General features: G+C 36.7%; 14 protein-coding genes and 1 pseudogene. 9 read left to right on the plus strand and 6 right to left on the minus strand.

Features of this window, described 5'->3' with window-relative positions; genetic code table 11:
- The first annotated feature begins 281 nt into the window (after positions 1-281).
- Both BkAM31D_RS09525 and BkAM31D_RS09530 read left to right on the plus strand, forming a co-directional pair.
- Positions 282-1,640: a sodium-dependent transporter gene (locus BkAM31D_RS09525; RefSeq protein WP_066151720.1), complete on the plus strand. Its 1,359-nt coding sequence runs from the start codon at positions 282-284 to the stop codon at positions 1,638-1,640.
- A 207-nt stretch (positions 1,641-1,847) separates the two neighbouring features.
- Positions 1,848-3,062, plus strand: coding sequence for a NupC/NupG family nucleoside CNT transporter (locus tag BkAM31D_RS09530; RefSeq protein ID WP_066151718.1), 1,215 nt, complete (start codon positions 1,848-1,850; stop codon positions 3,060-3,062).
- Between the two features lie 37 nt (positions 3,063-3,099).
- On the opposite strand, the gene BkAM31D_RS09535 is transcribed toward BkAM31D_RS09530, so the two are convergent.
- On the minus strand, positions 3,100-3,297 hold the full coding sequence (locus BkAM31D_RS09535; protein WP_066151716.1) for a heavy-metal-associated domain-containing protein: 198 nt from the start codon (positions 3,295-3,297) through the stop codon (positions 3,100-3,102).
- Positions 3,298-3,544: 247 nt separating this feature from the next.
- Here BkAM31D_RS09535 and BkAM31D_RS09540 point away from each other — a divergent pair.
- Positions 3,545-5,001 (plus strand): annotated as a pseudogene (locus BkAM31D_RS09540) (alanine/glycine:cation symporter family protein).
- Between the two features lie 143 nt (positions 5,002-5,144).
- On the opposite strand, the gene BkAM31D_RS24260 reads toward BkAM31D_RS09540, so the two are convergent.
- The 4 genes from BkAM31D_RS24260 to BkAM31D_RS09550 all read right to left on the minus strand — a co-directional run bounded on the left by BkAM31D_RS24260 (position 5,145) and on the right by BkAM31D_RS09550 (position 7,946).
- Positions 5,145-5,276 carry a hypothetical protein gene (locus BkAM31D_RS24260; protein WP_257391651.1) on the minus strand — a complete coding sequence of 44 codons (132 nt, stop codon included), beginning with the start codon at positions 5,274-5,276 and terminating at the stop codon, positions 5,145-5,147.
- 105 nt (positions 5,277-5,381) lie between these two features.
- Positions 5,382-5,540, minus strand: a complete 159-nt coding sequence (locus tag BkAM31D_RS23930) for a hypothetical protein (protein WP_180319897.1) — start codon at positions 5,538-5,540, stop codon at positions 5,382-5,384.
- A 91-nt stretch (positions 5,541-5,631) separates the two neighbouring features.
- Complete coding sequence (fumC, locus tag BkAM31D_RS09545) at positions 5,632-7,020, minus strand: class II fumarate hydratase (RefSeq protein ID WP_066151712.1); 1,389 nt, start codon at positions 7,018-7,020, stop codon at positions 5,632-5,634.
- 200 nt (positions 7,021-7,220) lie between these two features.
- On the minus strand, positions 7,221-7,946 hold the full coding sequence (locus BkAM31D_RS09550; RefSeq protein WP_066151710.1) for a lipase family protein: 726 nt from the start codon (positions 7,944-7,946) through the stop codon (positions 7,221-7,223).
- Positions 7,947-8,128: 182 nt separating this feature from the next.
- Here BkAM31D_RS09550 and BkAM31D_RS09555 point away from each other — a divergent pair, with 182 nt between their 5' ends.
- From BkAM31D_RS09555 to BkAM31D_RS09575, 5 genes are all read left to right on the plus strand, one after another.
- On the plus strand, positions 8,129-8,908 hold the full coding sequence (locus tag BkAM31D_RS09555) for a class I SAM-dependent methyltransferase (protein ID WP_066151708.1): 780 nt from the start codon (positions 8,129-8,131) through the stop codon (positions 8,906-8,908).
- A 430-nt stretch (positions 8,909-9,338) separates the two neighbouring features.
- On the plus strand, positions 9,339-12,092 hold the full coding sequence (gene ppc, locus BkAM31D_RS09560) for a phosphoenolpyruvate carboxylase (RefSeq protein ID WP_066151706.1): 2,754 nt from the start codon (positions 9,339-9,341) through the stop codon (positions 12,090-12,092).
- A 119-nt stretch (positions 12,093-12,211) separates the two neighbouring features.
- Positions 12,212-13,147, plus strand: coding sequence for a carbon-nitrogen hydrolase family protein (locus BkAM31D_RS09565; protein WP_084372050.1), 936 nt, complete (start codon positions 12,212-12,214; stop codon positions 13,145-13,147).
- A complete protein-coding gene (locus tag BkAM31D_RS09570; protein ID WP_066151704.1) occupies positions 13,116-13,778 on the plus strand; it encodes a GNAT family N-acetyltransferase in 663 nt (220 codons plus the stop codon). The genes BkAM31D_RS09565 and BkAM31D_RS09570 overlap by 32 nt, the downstream gene beginning before the upstream one ends.
- Positions 13,779-13,941: 163 nt before the next feature.
- Positions 13,942-14,808: an AraC family transcriptional regulator gene (locus BkAM31D_RS09575; protein ID WP_169801089.1), complete on the plus strand. Its 867-nt coding sequence runs from the start codon at positions 13,942-13,944 to the stop codon at positions 14,806-14,808.
- Positions 14,809-14,860: 52 nt separating this feature from the next.
- Here the strand turns inward: BkAM31D_RS09575 and BkAM31D_RS09580 are convergent, their stop codons facing one another.
- Entirely contained in the window at positions 14,861-15,202 is a 342-nt protein-coding gene (locus BkAM31D_RS09580) for a winged helix-turn-helix transcriptional regulator (protein ID WP_066151700.1), read from the minus strand.
- Between the two features lie 121 nt (positions 15,203-15,323).
- Between BkAM31D_RS09580 and BkAM31D_RS09585 the strand changes: the two genes are divergently transcribed.
- Positions 15,324-16,196, plus strand: a complete 873-nt coding sequence (locus BkAM31D_RS09585) for a VOC family protein (RefSeq protein ID WP_084372049.1) — start codon at positions 15,324-15,326, stop codon at positions 16,194-16,196.

The raw sequence follows: 16,196 nt of genomic DNA on the forward strand, positions 1-16,196 counted from the left end.
ATTACGTACCTTATATAGTAGTAATGGTAAGGCTTTTAAGCAAAGAAGTATAGTTATCTAGCCTTATTTAGAGAATACTGAGACAATCTTACATATGAAAATAAAGTTATTTAAGTTTTTTCATTATTTGTTAGGAACTTGTAAACTTTGTTACAAAAATAAAAGAAGGAAATAAAAATTATAGCAAAATACGATATTTTTCGACAAAAGACATTTAAAACGTTATCGATATGAGTTATAATCTCCTTTGTGTCTTAATTTTCTATAAAGAGGTTGGTAAGATGTCTGTACATGAACAGTGGAAATCGAAATTAGGGTTTATTTTAGCGGCGGCCGGTTCAGCAATTGGCCTTGGAGCAATATGGAAGCTACCTTATGTAGCAGGTACATCTGGTGGAGGGGCATTTTTCTTAATGTTTATTCTCTTTACCATTTTGCTTGGTTTTCCGTTATTATTAGGGGAGTTTATTATAGGGCGGAGAGCACAAAGTGATGCAATTTCGACTTATAAAAAACTTGCTCCAAAAACAAAATGGCATTGGACTGGGAGGTTAGGTGTTTTTACGAGCTTCCTCGTTCTAACTTTCTATAGTGTTGTTGGTGGATGGATCATTCTTTATTTATTTCAAGCATTAACGGGTGGCTTGAATGGTTTGTCACAAGAGGAGTATGGACAGTTATTTGGAAATATTATTTCAAATCCAATTGAAGCATTAATTGGCCAAATTGCCTTTTTACTTATTACTGTTCTTGTTGTTTCAAAAGGGATACAACAAGGAATCGAGAAAGCTACTTCGTTTATGATGCCGGCATTATTTGTATTATTTTTACTTTTAGTAGCTCGTTCTCTTACACTAGAAGGGGCGATGGATGGAATTCGCTTTTTGTTAGTACCGGACTTCAGCCAATTGAATTCTGAGGTTGTTTTATTTGCGTTAGGTCAAGCATTCTTTGCTCTTTCTTTAGGGGTTTCGGTAATGGTGACATATAGTTCCTATTTGCCTAAAGATCAAAACTTGCCTAAATCAGCTTTATCCATTGTTGGGATGAATTTATTTATTGCATTACTAGCTGGCCTTGCAATTTTCCCTGGTGTATTTACATTTGGGTTAGAAGTAAGCGAAGGGCCAACTCTAGTGTTTGCTGTGTTACCAGCTGTATTTAATGAAATGCCATTCGGTATTTTATTTTTTATCGCATTTCTTATTCTTTTCTTGTTTGCAGCATTAACGTCTGCTTTCTCAATGGTTGAATCACTTGTAGCTTGTATAGCTAAAGATGATCAAACTAAAAGAAAGAAGTACACGTGGATTTCAGGTGCTATCATTTTCATCGTTGGAATTCCTTCGTGTTTATCATATGGTTTAATGGCAGACTTCGAACTATTTGGAAGAACTTTCTTTGATTTTGTTGATATGACAGTAAGTAATATTATGATGCCATTGGGTGCTCTAGCCGTATCTCTTTTTGTTACATTTAAAGTCTCAAGGGCGGATTTGATAGACGAACTTCAACATGGGTCAAAAGTGGGCAAAATATTCTTCAACGTATGGTTTTATTTGTTGAGGTATGTAACGCCACTAGCAATTATTATTGTGTTTTTAGATGTTTTAGGGGTAGGGGTATTTGACTGGTTTTAAGACTTTAAATAAATTTGTTTTTCATTAATTTCTTTTTAAGCCTAATGGATAAGTCCATTAGGCTTTTTTCCTGTTATTACATAACTTTAGCATCAACTGTTAAATCGTAAGGATGTTTTGAAGGAAGTGATCCATACTAAGAACAGAATGAGCCATTCAATAGAAACCGACCATTAGTTTCTAATTAGGAAAGAGAGGTTATGTACAATGAACTTTATTTGGGGGATATTCGGGATCTTAACGGTTTTTGCGATTGCTTTCTTATTTTCAAGCAATAAAAAAGCGATTAATTTAAAGACCATTCTTGGAGGTTTAGCCATTCAAGTTGGATTTGCAATTATTGTTTTGAAATGGGAAGCTGGGTTTGCTTTTTTACAATGGTTAACATTGGGGATTTCTGCTATTATTGACTACGCCAATGAGGGAATTGAATTTTTGTTTGGTGGGTTATTTCAAGCTGAAGGAATCGGGTTTGTTTTTGCCTTTCAAGTGTTAACCGTCGTTATCTTCTTTTCTTCATTAATTTCCATATTATATTACATAGGGCTTATGCAAAAAGTAATTCAGTTTTTAGGAGGGTTTCTGTCCAAAATATTAGGAACAAGTCGGACAGAATCAATGTCTGCAGCGGCTAATATTTTTGTTGGTCAAACGGAAGCACCATTAGTTGTCCGTCCTTTTATTGAGAAGATGACAAAATCAGAATTATTTGCTGTTATGACTGGGGGGCTTGCTTCAGTAGCAGGTTCAGTTCTTATCGGTTATTCATTACTAGGAGTTCCATTAGAATATCTGCTTGCAGCAAGCTTTATGGCGGCACCGGCAGGTTTAATTATGGCAAAAATGATTATGCCAGAAACAGAAACCTCACAGACATCTGACAAGGTCATGATTGATCGTGATATGGAATCAGCGAACGTTATTGATGCTGCGGCAAAAGGAGCAAGTGTAGGTTTGAATTTAGCTTTAAATATTGGGGCAATGTTATTAGCTTTTATTGCTTTAATTGCCTTAATTAATGGCCTTCTTGGAGTAATTGGAGGATGGTTTAACTTTGAAGGTCTAACATTAGAGCTTATACTTGGCTATCTATTTTCACCGCTTGCTTTTGCTATTGGTGTACCGTGGTCAGAAGCGATTATGGCAGGAGGTTTTATTGGTCAAAAGCTCGTGTTAAATGAATTTGTTGCTTATGCATCTTTCGCTCCACAAATGGATTCGCTTTCTGGTAAAACAGTTGCAGTGATCAGTTTTGCTTTATGTGGATTTGCTAATATATCCTCAGTGGGAATTTTGCTCGGCGGCCTTGGTAACTTAGCTCCAAACAGAAGGGCAGACATAGCAAGATTAGGGATGAAATCTGTACTTGCGGGAATGCTTGCTTCGTTATTAAGTGCAGCGATTGCGGGGATGTTGTACTAAATAGCAAAAGGGATGTGAAAAGAACAGGCCTAAATAATTAAGTGGCCTGTTTTTTTACTGTTGCTTCAATCATAGAGTAATTTGTTTGCTGCTCGTCATATTCAATCGTTACAATATCTGTATTTTCATTACCATTTGTTGAGACAACACCATGTAATGCATTTAGAGCTTCTAAAACATCTGGAATACAGTGGCCACAACTCATTTTCTCAATTTGTACTGAAATAGTCTTCATTATCTAGTCTCCTTTTTCCGTTAGCATTTGAAAAACAACTTGATGCTATACGGGAAGGTGCATATTCAGGAAAAGCAAAAAATATGAATAGAAATCAAGGTGTAAATTTGACAAAATGTCGAACGAATTATGTAAGATTTTCTAACTATTATATTGTCATAATTAAGATCACGAATTATAATTCGAATTAGGTAGAATTTTCTTAAAAATAAAAAGAGTAGCATAAGGGGGAATTTTTTTGGAGCAGATGATTAACTGGTTAAATGGTGTCCTGTGGAGTACACCAATGATTATTTTTTGTCTAGGTGTAGGTTTGCTCTTTTCTATTTTAACTAAGTTCCTACAGGTTAGGCACCTAAAAGACATGGTTTCATTAACGTTCAAAGGCAAGAGCTCAAGTGCTGGTATTTCTTCCTTTCAAGCTTTATCAATTGCCTTATCCGGTCGGGTTGGAACCGGTAATATTGCGGGTACAGCAACTGCGATCGCATTTGGTGGACCAGGTGCTGTATTCTGGATGTGGACAATTGCCTTTATTGGAGCTGCAAGTGCCTTTATTGAGTCTACGCTTGCGCAGATGTATAAGGTAAAACAAGATGGCCAGTATCGAGGTGGACCAGCATACTATATTGAAAAAGGGATTGGGTGGAAGTGGTATGCAGTTCTGTTTGCGGTTGCTACTTTGTTAGCAATGAGCTTGCTCATGCCAGGAATTCAATCTAATTCAATTGCTGTTGCTGTTGAGAATGCATTTTCGGTGAATACGTATGTAACTGCGACAATTCTTATTGCTATTATTGGTGTTATTATTTTTGGTGGGGTTAGACGTATCGCGAATGTAGCTCAATATGTTGTTCCATTTATGGCTGTTGCTTATATTCTTTTATCTCTCATTATTGTGTTTGTGAATATTACTGAACTACCCGCTGTCATAAGCCTGATCATTAGCAGCGCATTTGGTGCCGATGCAGCATTTGGAGGAATCATTGGTTTAGCCATTTCTTGGGGGTTAAGCGAGGAATTTATTCAAATGAAGCAGGGCAAGGTACAGGTCCACATGCGGCGGCAGCTGCTGAAGTATCGCATCCAGCTAAACAAGGTTTGGTGCAGTCATTCTCTGTTTATATTGATACCCTACTTGTTTGTTCGGCAACTGCTTTTATGATTTTGTTTACAGGTATGTATAATACGGAAAGTCCTGAAGGTGGATTTATTGTCAATAATTTAGGTACTGAAATACCTGCTGGGGCCGGTTACACACAAGCTGCAATTGAATCTGTCCTTCCTGGTTTCGGAGCTGCTTTTGTAGCGGTAGCACTATTCTTCTTTGCTTTTACTACAATTATGGCTTATTACTATATGGCCGAAACGAATATTGCTTATTTAATACGTGGGAAGTTTAACAAAGTAGGAATGTTTGTATTAAAAGTCGTTCTCCTATTAGCGGTCTTTTTTGGAGCGGTACGTGAGGCTGAACTTGCGTGGGCGTTTGGAGACGTAGGACTTGGATTAATGGTATGGTTAAATCTAATTGCCATTTTAATTTTAGCTAAGCCAGCGTTACGCACGCTAAAAGACTATGAAGAGCAAAAAAAGCAAGGGAAAGACCCTGTGTTTGATCCAAAGAAGTTAGGCATTAAAAATGCTGATTATTGGGAAGAAGAGTACAAGAAAGATCAAGAAAAAGATAAACTATCTAGTTAAAATGAGGGAGAGTCTTCTCTAATGAGGAGGCTCTTTTTGTATTAGTTAAGCAATGTTTTATCTGTAGAAAGGAAAGAAAGCAGGGGACATCGAAAAGGCGTATGGTCACTTTTACAATGTCTCCTGCTTTTTAATTAAAGTCGTTACTTGTCAATCAGGCCTTTTCTTTTGGCAAGCTCTAACTTTGCTTCGTTATACGTTAAACCAGATTGCTGATTAAGACGTTTCACTTCAGCAATATTTGTATTCGCAATTGTTTTCTCTTTGTTCTTCATTTAGGTCACACCACTTTTCATTGTACTTTATTCTATTATTTCTCTTCTTCCAATTTAATTAACCATCAAATTGCCTTAAGAGAGTATCCATTATTTGTATTGTGTTTATTGGAAGAGCGGAAAAATGTAATTGACTAGGAACCAGAGAAACCCAAAGAACATGATCAAATAGGATGCGTATTTGATAAAGGTGGCAAAGACCTTGCTTTTATCATTTTTTGTTTCAACATGTTTACGTTCAACATCTACATTTCGATTCATCATTCATTCCTCCTCTTTTTTGACGCTCTATGTTTCTATACCCAGTCCATTTAGTATGAAACCTTCCTCTATAGAGAAAGGTTTTGTTGTTACGCTATTCCTTTGGCGAGATCATGTCTTCAGGTTTTACAATTCGTTCAAATTCTTCATTAGACAAGAGTCCTGATTTTATTGCAGCTTCTTTAAGTGTTAAACCTTCCTTGTGAGCCAGTTTTGCTATTGTTGCGGCATTTTCGTAACCAATATGAGGATTAAGGGCTGTTACAAGCATTAATGATTGCTCTAGATTTTTTTGGATAACCTCATGATTTGGCTCAATCCCAACGGCACAATGATCATTAAAAGAAATCATTGAGTCACTGAGAAGTTGAACACTTTGTAATAAGTTAAAAATGATTACGGGTTTAAAAACATTTAATTCGAAATTACCTTGACTAGCGGCAAAGCCGATTGTGGCATCGTTGCCCATTACTTGACAGGCAACCATTGTTAAAGCCTCACTCTGTGTAGGATTTACTTTTCCAGGCATAATGGAGCTACCAGGCTCATTCGCTGGTATGGTAATTTCACCGATTCCTGACCTAGGACCACTTGCAAGCCATCTGACATCATTGGCGATCTTCATTAAGTCAGCTGCTAAAGCTTTGCAAGCACCATGTATGTAGACAATTTCATCGTGACTTGTAAGAGCATGAAACTTATTCTCCGCTGATGTGAACGTTTGATTCGTTGCCTTGCTAATATTTTCGGCTACTAGCTCACCAAACTTGGGGTGAGCATTAATACCAGTTCCGACAGCGGTACCGCCTATGGCTAATTCTCTTAATGGTTCTACGCTTTGGCGAATCATCAATTCTGTTTTCTCAAGCATCCGATGCCAACCGCTCATTTCTTGTCCGAGGGTGAGAGGGGTTGCATCTTGCAAGTGAGTACGACCTATTTTAATTAAATTATTGTATTGATAGGACTTTTGCTTTAATGTCTCTTTTAGTTTTCTTAATGCTGGTACTAGCTCATCTTCAATTTTCATAATAGCGGCAACATGCATCGCAGTTGGAAAGGTGTCGTTGGAACTTTGTGACTGATTAACGTCATCATTTGGGTGAACTTTTTCACTGCTATTTTGAGATGTTAGTATTTGATTAGCTCGATATGCGATTACTTCATTCACGTTCATATTTGATTGAGTACCGCTACCGGTTTGCCAAACTTTTAATGGAAAATGATCATTTAAATTTCCAGCAATGATTTCATCAGCAGCAGCAGTAATGGCATTCATCTTACTCTCGCTTAATTTCCCTAATTCATGATTGACGATCGCAGCGCTTTTTTTTAATTGAGCAAAGGCATAAATAACCTCTAAAGGCATCGTTTCTTTTCCAATATTGAAATTTTGACTACTACGTTGGGTCTGAGCACCCCACATTTTATCCGCTGGTACGTTGATTTCTCCAATTGTGTCTCGTTCAATCCGTTCGTTCATTGGTATCATCTCCACTTTAACATTTGAATTAGTGTAAATTTCGACGGTCTAACAACAGTTTATACATAGTCTGTAGAAGTTACACTATTTAAAAAGGAAGAATTTTACGAATTCATGCTGAAAAATCTCTCATTCAAATAAAAAGGTTAGGATGAAGCAATTAGCTTTTTAGCTTCTTTGTTCATCCTTGTCTATGCAAGTCATTCACACAATGTTTTGACCCCTTTTAAATACGTATAAATGCTATGATTTCCATCCAAACTCTCAGTTTGCAACCCAAATGAACGTTCTTGTTGAACATGTTTGTAACGCCAAGTGTGATCTGTAATAGGGCAATAAATTTCCTCGGGTGGCAAGAGAGGAACAATATCAAATATATTCACATATCTCTCGCTTTGTTTGAGTCGTATGTTGCATAAAGTTGAAAATAAATCGTTACCTACACGTGGGCTGGCAAAAGTAAACAGTGACGTATTGAATCGACTACACGCTAAATCTAGCGCACATATGGTAGCGAGTGCTGCTCCTAGGCTGTGACCTGTCACGTATATAGGTTTTGAACGAGAAACGTTCTTTAAGCTGTGAGTGATGGCTTCTCTACATGAGGAGTAGGTCGTTAGAAATCCGGCATGAACAAGGGGAAGGTCGTTCATGTTAGTATAGGGAAAGGTTTGTTGGGAAACCTCCGCATCAATTATCCAGTCGGAGTTAGATTCTGTACCACGAAAAGCAATAATGATGTTTTTTTTTGATTCTAGAATAAAGCCAAACCATTCTTCTTTCCCCATTGCCAAAGCTTTGAAGCTAAGAATATTCTTATATCCAATAGGTTTCGTAAAAGCACCATCCATTTCATATTGCTTGTATGTTTGTAAACAACAATTTGCTAAAAATAAAGGAAGTAGCTTAGCCTCTTGTCGATCCATATAAGTGCCCCTCCTTACGGTTTTTAATTTAATATATGTATAGGTGTTAGTCTAGGTTTCTAGCTTTTTCAATTTTCTAACTGGATTTAATGATTAAATATGTGTATGAAGTTTTGAAAAGGGAATTTGAAAGCATGCATAGAAGTATTAAAAGATATTTCATTTATGAAAGGGAGGATTTGATGACGGAACAAAATGAAAAAAGCAACGTTCAAAAGCAGTTTGGTCAAAACGCGGAAAACTATGTAACAAGTCAAACTCACGCTAAAGGGGTAGATTTAAAAAAGTTAGTTGGGATCCAAAGCTTTTTGGGAGATGAATTTGTATTAGATATTGCTACAGGAGGTGGACATGTAGCCAATGCAGTCGCCTCTAGAGTAAAAAAGGTAGTTGCCTTTGATTTAACCGATGAAATCTTGGAGGCTGCTAGAGGATTTATTGAAATGAATGGTCATCGTAATGTTGAATTTGTAAAAGGGGATGCAGAACAACTCCCTTTTAGTGATGAAGAATTTGATGTAATCACTTGTCGTATTGCCGCACACCATTTTCCTAATCCAAAAGCTTTTGTTCAGGAGGTTTTCCGTACATTGAAAAAGGGAGGGACGTTTTTATTTATTGATAATGTTGCCCCTGAACTTGATTCCTTTGACCAATTTTATAATAAGGTAGAAAAAGATAGGGATTATAGTCATCAACGAGCTTGGAAAAAGACCGAATGGATCGAAATGCTAGAGAAGGCGGATTTTGATGTAGAAGAGATGTATACATTTAAGAAAACCTTTATTTACGAAAATTGGACTAACATGATGAAGCTTTCAAAGGAGAATAAAGAAAAGCTTTCAACCTTTATGCTTGATGCGCCTGATAATCACCATAAGAAATTCAATATTAAAATAGAAGATAGTAAAATAGTATCTTTCCAAGGTGAATCGATCCTTATAAAAGCAAGGAAAGGCTAATGTAATAAGATAAGAAAGAGATAAAATAAATCCCAAAATGTTAACGGTCAGCGTTAGTATTTTTATTATTGAACAATAATGGTTTTTCATTGCATATACGTTTGATTGTCATTTATCCGCCAAAGAGCAATAGACAGATGTTCGTAAGTTAAAACTTGAAAAGTAGCCGAGAAGGTAACATTTATTGAGTTTGTTATATCGATCTAAAATTTGAAAAAACAGAAAAATGAAAGCGGTTCAAATTACAAAATAGTCAGAAAAATATTTGAGCAATCTTATATCTTATGGTACTATAATAAGTACTTACAGGCAGTACATAAATCTACTGTGTAGGGACAAAAAGTGTCCAGGTATTGGGGATAATGATTAATAAGTTGCTTTGTAAGAGTGTAGAGAGAGAAAAATGTTTTTGGATTAGGAGGCTGCTTAAATGATCGATGTAGCAGATAAAAATGTACTACTACGTAACGATGTTAAGAAACTAGGCAATATTTTAGGGGAGATTTTGGTCCATCATGGTGGAATCTCACTTTTAGAAAAAGTTGAGAAGATACGTGAACTGACAAAGAATCTTCGGAAAAATTACAATGAGGAATCCTATCTTTTATTAAAACAAGAAATTTCTTCACTTGAACCACCAACACGTTCACAAGTGATTCGTGCTTTCTCGATTTACTTTCATTTAGTAAATATAGCTGAGCAAAATCACCGTATTCGTCGTAGACGCCAATATCAGTTACAGCAAGATGGAGTGATTCAACCGGTTTCGATAGAAAGCGCTGTTGTAGCTATCAAAGAAGGTCAGTATTCACAAGAAGTGATCCAACAAGTATTAAATGATTTGTCAATTGAATTAATTATTACCGCACATCCAACAGAAGCAACGAAGAGAACGGTACTGGAAATTCAAAAGAGGATTTCTACGATTCTTCAAGAGTTGGATAACCCGATGTTAACGAAGAAAGAAAAAAAGAATTTAGAGGAAAGTTTGTTCAATGATGTAACAGCTTTATGGCAAACAGATGAGTTACGTCATCGCAAACCAACCGTTATAGACGAAGTGAAAAATGGCTTATATTATTTTAAAGAAACACTTTTTGATGTTTTACCAGATATTCATCAAGAGTTAGAAGATCAGCTTGAAGAACATCTTCCAGAGACGAAATGGAATGTTCCTAATTTCTTACATTTTGGCTCTTGGATTGGTGGAGATCGAGATGGCAATCCGAATGTAACACCTGAAATTACATGGGAGACGTTAAAGTTACAACGTAAAGTAGTATTAAAAAAGTATGATGAAGCAATTGTTGATTTAATGAAGCGCTTCAGCCAATCTACTGCTCGTGTTTCGTTAGATGAAGAGTTGGTTAAGTCTGTAGAACATGAAGAAGAGATTTATCTAACTGAAGACGATTGTTGGCCGGTGAAATCGGAAGTATATCGTCGAAAGTTTGCTGTCATGCTTAAACGAATTCGCGAGGTAGGTAAGTCTGATGTAGGTTATCAAACATCAGAAGAACTTGAGAAAGATTTAATAATCGTTAAGGAAAGTGTTGAACAGCATCAGCCATCTCAACATAAGTTGAAGACGATTCGCAAAGTTATTCGTCAAGTTCAATTATTTGGTTTCCACTTGGCTACCCTTGACATTCGTAATCATAGTGGGGAGCATGAAGCGGCCATTACTGAGATCTTAAAAGTCGTCAATATTACTGATCGTTATGCTGATTTATCAGAGGAAGAGAAAATTAAGCTCCTAGAAAGTGTATTGAAGGATCCAAGACCCCTTTTATTACTTGAGGAGGATTATTCAAAAGAAACACAAGAAGTGTTAAAAGTATTCCAAATGATTAAAAAAGCTCATAATGAGTTTGGCAGTCGTTCCATTGAAGTCTATTTAGTTAGTATGACTCAGTCGGCAAGTGATTTGTTAGAAGTCCTTGTGTTAGCTAAAGAAGCTGGTATCTATCGTTTACATGCTGATGGGAAAATTGAAAGTGGATTGAATGTTGCGCCTTTACTAGAAACGATTGATGACCTTGTTGCAGGACCAAAGATTATGAAGACGCTTTTTGAAATGGGTGTGTATCGTAAGCATATTCAAGAGCGTGGTGATCATCAAGAAATTATGCTTGGGTACTCAGATGGTAGTAAAGACGGTGGTACTTTGACAGCGAATTGGAAGCTCTTTAAAGCACAACAAGAAATTCATAATATGGCTAGGGAATTTAATATTGGATTAAAGTTTTTCCATGGTCGTGGAGGTTCTTTAGGTCGTGGAGGCGGTCCGCTTAATCGCAGTATTCTGTCACAGCCTGCTGAAACGTTAGGTGACGGTGTGAAGATTACAGAACAGGGTGAAGTTTTGTCTTCGCGTTACCTACTTGAAGACATTGCTTATCGTAATCTTGAGCAAGCAGCTTCTGCCTTATTAGAGGCATCAGCTAAAGTTGCTAAGAAATCTGAGCAAGGAAAAATTCGTGAGGAAGCATGGGAAGTTGCGATGGAAGAGGTTTCGGCACACTCTTTGAAAAAGTATCAATCGCTAGTGTTTGGTGATCAAGATTTCCTTACTTACTTCAAACAAGCGACACCGTTGCGTGAACTAGGCGCATTGAATATAGGGTCTAGACCGATGAGTCGTAAGGGGAGCGAGCGATTTGAAGACCTCCGTGCTATCCCTTGGGTATTTGCGTGGACACAGTCTAGACAAATGATTCCAGCTTGGTACGCAGCAGGTACTGGTCTACAAACTTTTGCTTCTAAAGGGTCTGAAAACTTGAAACTGTTACAGGATATGTATCAACAATGGCCATTCTTTAGATCTACTATTAATAATTTACAAATGGCTTTGATGAAAGCAGATCTTTCAACGGCTAAAGAATATATTAAATTAATAGAGGATCAAACAATTGCTGATCGAATCTTTAACGATATTTCAGAAGAGTATAAGAGAACGAGAGAAATTCTTCTGCAAATTTCGGGTAACCTAGAACTACTTGATCATACACCTAATATTCAAGAATCTGTCCATCGTAGAAATCCGTATGTTGATCCACTTAACTTTTTACAAGTAGATCTCATTCAGAAAATGCGTCAATCGGAAGAAAGATCAGATGAGTTATTAACGGAAGTATTACTAACGATAAGTGGAATTGCGGCAGGGTTAGTGAATACTGGCTGATCATAAATGAAATAAAATGACTGAAACACATTCCTTTTTGGTTGAATGACGAAAAGGGATGTGTTTTTTTTGTGTTAAAATTCCGTTGAAATGTGTAATTTACGCAAGGGGGAGTAATAATGAAGTTTCGTGTCTCTGCTGTTCAATATCATCTTCATACGATTTCAAGTTTTGAGGAATTTGCAAATCAAGTAACTCATTATATAAAAACAGCTGCTGAATTTAAGTCAGATTTTGTCTTGTTTCCTGAGTTTTTCACGACTCAGTTATTATCAATTCCGCAAGAAAATGGAAGCCAAACCATTAATGATCTTCCTAAATATACGAAAAGCTATTATGATCTCTTTCAAAATCTTGCGAAAGAGTATGATATGCATATCATTGGTGGTACGCATGTTATCCAGAAAGAGGGACGCTTGTACAATGTAGCTCATCTCTTTTATCCAGATGGACGAATTGGCGAACAAGCAAAGCTTCACATGACACCAACTGAAGTAGAGGAGTGGGAATTAACCCCTGGAGATTCTCTTCGGATATTTGAAACGGAGAAAGGAAGAATTGCTTTATTAACATGTTATGACATTGAATTTCCTGAAGTTGTTCGAATGGTGAGAGGGATGGGAGCGGATGTTGTTTTTTGTCCTTCATGTACAGATGATCGTCATGGGTTTCATCGTGTTCGTTATACATGCCATGCTAGAACAATTGAAAATCAAGTATATGTAGTGACAACAGGAACGGTTGGCTCATTGCCTACAGTTGATTTTATGAGAGGGAACTTTGGCCAAGCGGCAGTAATTACACCGAATGATGTACCTTTTCCACAGCATGGAATCATGGCTGAAGGTGAAATGAATAATGATATGATTATTACTGCTGATCTTGACTTATCCCTTTTATACGACGTGCGTTTAAATGGTTCTGTTACAACATGGAGAGACCGTCGCTTTGACTTGTATCCGAATGTTTGTGTGAATACAATGGAGGAGGAAGACAATCTAACAGAAAAGGATCTGGTAAGGGATGTACAAAAAACAACTTTATCTTTTTCATGAAAAGCAAAACGTGAAAGTCATCATTCGAAATTATCAAGAAAATGATTTCGAACAGTTGATTCAGATCCAAAAAGCAAGCTTTCCTCCACCATTTCCTTCTGACCTATGGTGGAATAAAGAACAATTAAAAAATCATATCACCTTATTCCAAGAAGGGGCACTATGTGTGGAAGTCGAAGGACGACTTGTTGGTTCTATGACTGGTTTAATCGTTTCATTTGATCCTGCAAATCCTGAGCATACATGGGAAGACATCACCGATAATGGCTATATTCGAAATCATGATCCGAATGGAAATACGTTATACGTCGTTGATATTTGTGTTCATCCTGACTATAGAAAGCTTGATTTAGGGAAATGGTTAATGCAGTCGATGTATGAAGTGGTTGTTCATAAGGGACTTGACCGCTTGTTAGGTGGGGGAAGATTACCTGGTTATCATAAAGTAGCAGAAACAATGTCTGTTGAGCAATATTTACATGCAGTGATAAAAGGTGATTTAAAGGATCCTGTGACTACCTTTTTGTTACGTTGTGGTCGAACTCCGTTAGGAATTGTTACTAACTATTTAGAAGATAAAGAGTCAAGAAATTATGCTGCATTAATGGAATGGAGAAATCCTTTTAAATGACCTTGAATGCAGGTGACATTCGAGGATTATGCTACAGAGTAGATTCTTTTTCTCAATTTATGCAGACTACGGTGAGGAGAACGTTTTCCCCTCTCGTAGTCTTCTTGAATTTCTAATAAGTATTCTGTATAGTGAAAATTACTATATAGAAGTAGGGATGAAAATGAAATCTCAAAAGTTTTTAGATGTAATGGAACGAATCAAAAAAGCAAAAACGAAGCAATCGAATTTAATTGAATATAAACAAGACCTGGCAGGAGAAGAGCGGACGTTTTTCAGTGAAGAGCCGGGTATTTTATTTGTCTTATCAGGAGAATTGGAATACCAGATCGGGGAAACGAATTTTATCTTACTTAAACAAGGTGAGTATTTATTCTATCCAAAAGGGGTAACAGTGCAGCTCGAAATTGAAAATGGTTGCAGTAGTTTGCTTTTACCTTTAACGAAATCGATTACAGAATCTTTCATTCAATTGCTAGAAGAGTATAGAGGTTTTTCTCCACGACTACTAGAAGTACCAAAGCGTGTGTGCATTATGCAGGAAACTTGGTCAAACGAAATAGATAAATTACTGATCGACATGTTAGAAAAGTACTTAGAGAATAATGATTTTTTCATTCATCTATATGCGTGTGAAGTGATGTATCATATTTTTCCAAATGAGTATATGTTATCAAAGATATCGTATATTTTAGATATGTTTTATTATCCTGAATCGATTCGAATGGTCGAAGCTTTTCTGTTGCAGAATTATCAGCGGCCGCTTCGAGTCAGAAATATAGTTGAGAAGGTCAATGTGAGTGAATCACAATTGAATCGGTTATACAAAAGATATTTTCAACAGTCACCTATGGAACGTTTAACAGAAATTCGAATGGAACAGGCAGCCCTCTTACTTAAAAATCAATCGATAACAGTTACAGAAGCAGCAGGACAGGTAGGGTACCAAAGTATGTCTGCTTTTGTACAGCAATTTAAAAAGAAGTTTGGTGTTTCGCCAAAAGACTATCAATTATCTGGTAACAGGTAACTGCTGTTTATAGTGAAGAGGCGCCTAAAGCAAAATAGGCGCCTCTCCTTTTTTATTTAACTTCCTTCTTAGCATTTTTGAAGGATTGTAAATGGGCAGCGTGCATCGCACCCCATTGGCTCATTTGCTCCAAAATAGGAATTAAGCTCTTCCCATGCTCAGAAAGAGAATATTCGACTTTTGGTGGGATTTGTGCGTAAACCTTTCTTGTAATGAGATCATGTTCTTCTAATTCTCTCAGTTGAGATGTTAACATTTTTTGCGTAATCCCCGGTATAGACCGCTTTAACTCATTAAACCTCATCGTTTGATTTTGAACGAGAGGAAATAAGATTTTATGCTTCCACTTTCCTACCAATGCTTCTAAAGCAGAGTTTACTTGGCATTCACTCATTTTTCACCCTCCTTACAGTTTCCTTTTGTATACTATACCACTTTTAAGTGCGTACTTTTGAAAAGATAATATATAGTCCATAATAACAATGGAAAGGAAAAAAATAAAGGAGGTAGTTGATGTGAGTTTTCGCATACATCCCGAATTAGAATTAGGTCCAGTTAAATTAAAAGTTAGTAATCTTGAGAGATCCATTCAATTCTATAAAGAAATAATTGGCTTTAAAGTCTTAAATAAAGGAGAGAAAGTGGTGGAACTAACAGCAAATGATAAAGATGCTTTGCTAATTCTAGAAGAAGTATCAAATGCGCTTGTTTATCCGCCAGGTACTTCATTAGGACTTTATCATGTTGCAATATTATTACCCGAACGAAGTGATTTAGGATTATTTTTAAAGCATGTCGCGAACAAAGGAGTAAAAGTGGGTTCAGCCGATCATTTTGTTAGTGAGGCCCTTTATTTATCTGATCCTGATCACAACGGTCTTGAAATTTATAGAGACCGTCCAAGAGAAGGATGGACAAAATACGGCGATGATTACAAAATGGTCACTGAACCAATTGATGCACAGGGCTTGTTGCAGGCAGCTGGAGAACACGATTGGCAAGGGTTACCTGAAAAAACAACAATTGGACATATTCATTTACATGTTCGTGATTTATATGAGAGTAAAAATTTCTATCGAGATCTACTTGGGATGGACGTAACAGTAGGGAATATGACAAAATATGGAATGCTATTTATGGCTGCAGGTGGTTATCATCACCATATTGGCTTAAATATTTGGGCTGGTTCTGATGCCAAAATTAGACCTAAAAATGCAGTTGGGATTGAGTATTACACAATTCTATTGCCCGACGAAGAAGCATTGTCAAAAGTGGTTCATCACTTAACTGATAATCAGGTAACGATAATAGAAGTAGATGAAGGATGGCTAATAGAAGGTCCTTCAGGTGTTGGCATTCGTCTTCAAATAAAAAAAGGGGGGAACTAA

Origin of the sequence: Halalkalibacter krulwichiae, from assembly GCF_002109385.1 — a bacterium.
GTDB lineage: Bacteria > Bacillota > Bacilli > Bacillales > Bacillaceae_D > Halalkalibacter > Halalkalibacter krulwichiae.

What these genes read in the sequence shown, in the direction of transcription:
- BkAM31D_RS09550 (WP_066151710.1), bottom strand. Translation starts at nt 7,946, where the DNA reads ATGGATCGACAAGAGGCTAAGCTACTTCCTTTATTTTTAGCAAATTGT.
- BkAM31D_RS09570 (WP_066151704.1), top strand. Translation starts at nt 13,116, where the DNA reads ATGTACAAAAAACAACTTTATCTTTTTCATGAAAAGCAAAACGTGAAA.
- fumC (WP_066151712.1), bottom strand. Translation starts at nt 7,020, where the DNA reads ATGAACGAACGGATTGAACGAGACACAATTGGAGAAATCAACGTACCA.
- BkAM31D_RS09555 (WP_066151708.1), top strand. Translation starts at nt 8,129, where the DNA reads ATGACGGAACAAAATGAAAAAAGCAACGTTCAAAAGCAGTTTGGTCAA.
- BkAM31D_RS09565 (WP_084372050.1), top strand. Translation starts at nt 12,212, where the DNA reads ATGAAGTTTCGTGTCTCTGCTGTTCAATATCATCTTCATACGATTTCA.
- BkAM31D_RS09535 (WP_066151716.1), bottom strand. Translation starts at nt 3,297, where the DNA reads ATGAAGACTATTTCAGTACAAATTGAGAAAATGAGTTGTGGCCACTGT.
- BkAM31D_RS09525 (WP_066151720.1), top strand. Translation starts at nt 282, where the DNA reads ATGTCTGTACATGAACAGTGGAAATCGAAATTAGGGTTTATTTTAGCG.
- BkAM31D_RS09575 (WP_169801089.1), top strand. Translation starts at nt 13,942, where the DNA reads ATGAAATCTCAAAAGTTTTTAGATGTAATGGAACGAATCAAAAAAGCA.
- ppc (WP_066151706.1), top strand. Translation starts at nt 9,339, where the DNA reads ATGATCGATGTAGCAGATAAAAATGTACTACTACGTAACGATGTTAAG.
- BkAM31D_RS09530 (WP_066151718.1), top strand. Translation starts at nt 1,848, where the DNA reads ATGAACTTTATTTGGGGGATATTCGGGATCTTAACGGTTTTTGCGATT.
- BkAM31D_RS24260 (WP_257391651.1), bottom strand. Translation starts at nt 5,276, where the DNA reads ATGAAGAACAAAGAGAAAACAATTGCGAATACAAATATTGCTGAAGTG.
- BkAM31D_RS23930 (WP_180319897.1), bottom strand. Translation starts at nt 5,540, where the DNA reads ATGATGAATCGAAATGTAGATGTTGAACGTAAACATGTTGAAACAAAA.
- BkAM31D_RS09580 (WP_066151700.1), bottom strand. Translation starts at nt 15,202, where the DNA reads ATGAGTGAATGCCAAGTAAACTCTGCTTTAGAAGCATTGGTAGGAAAG.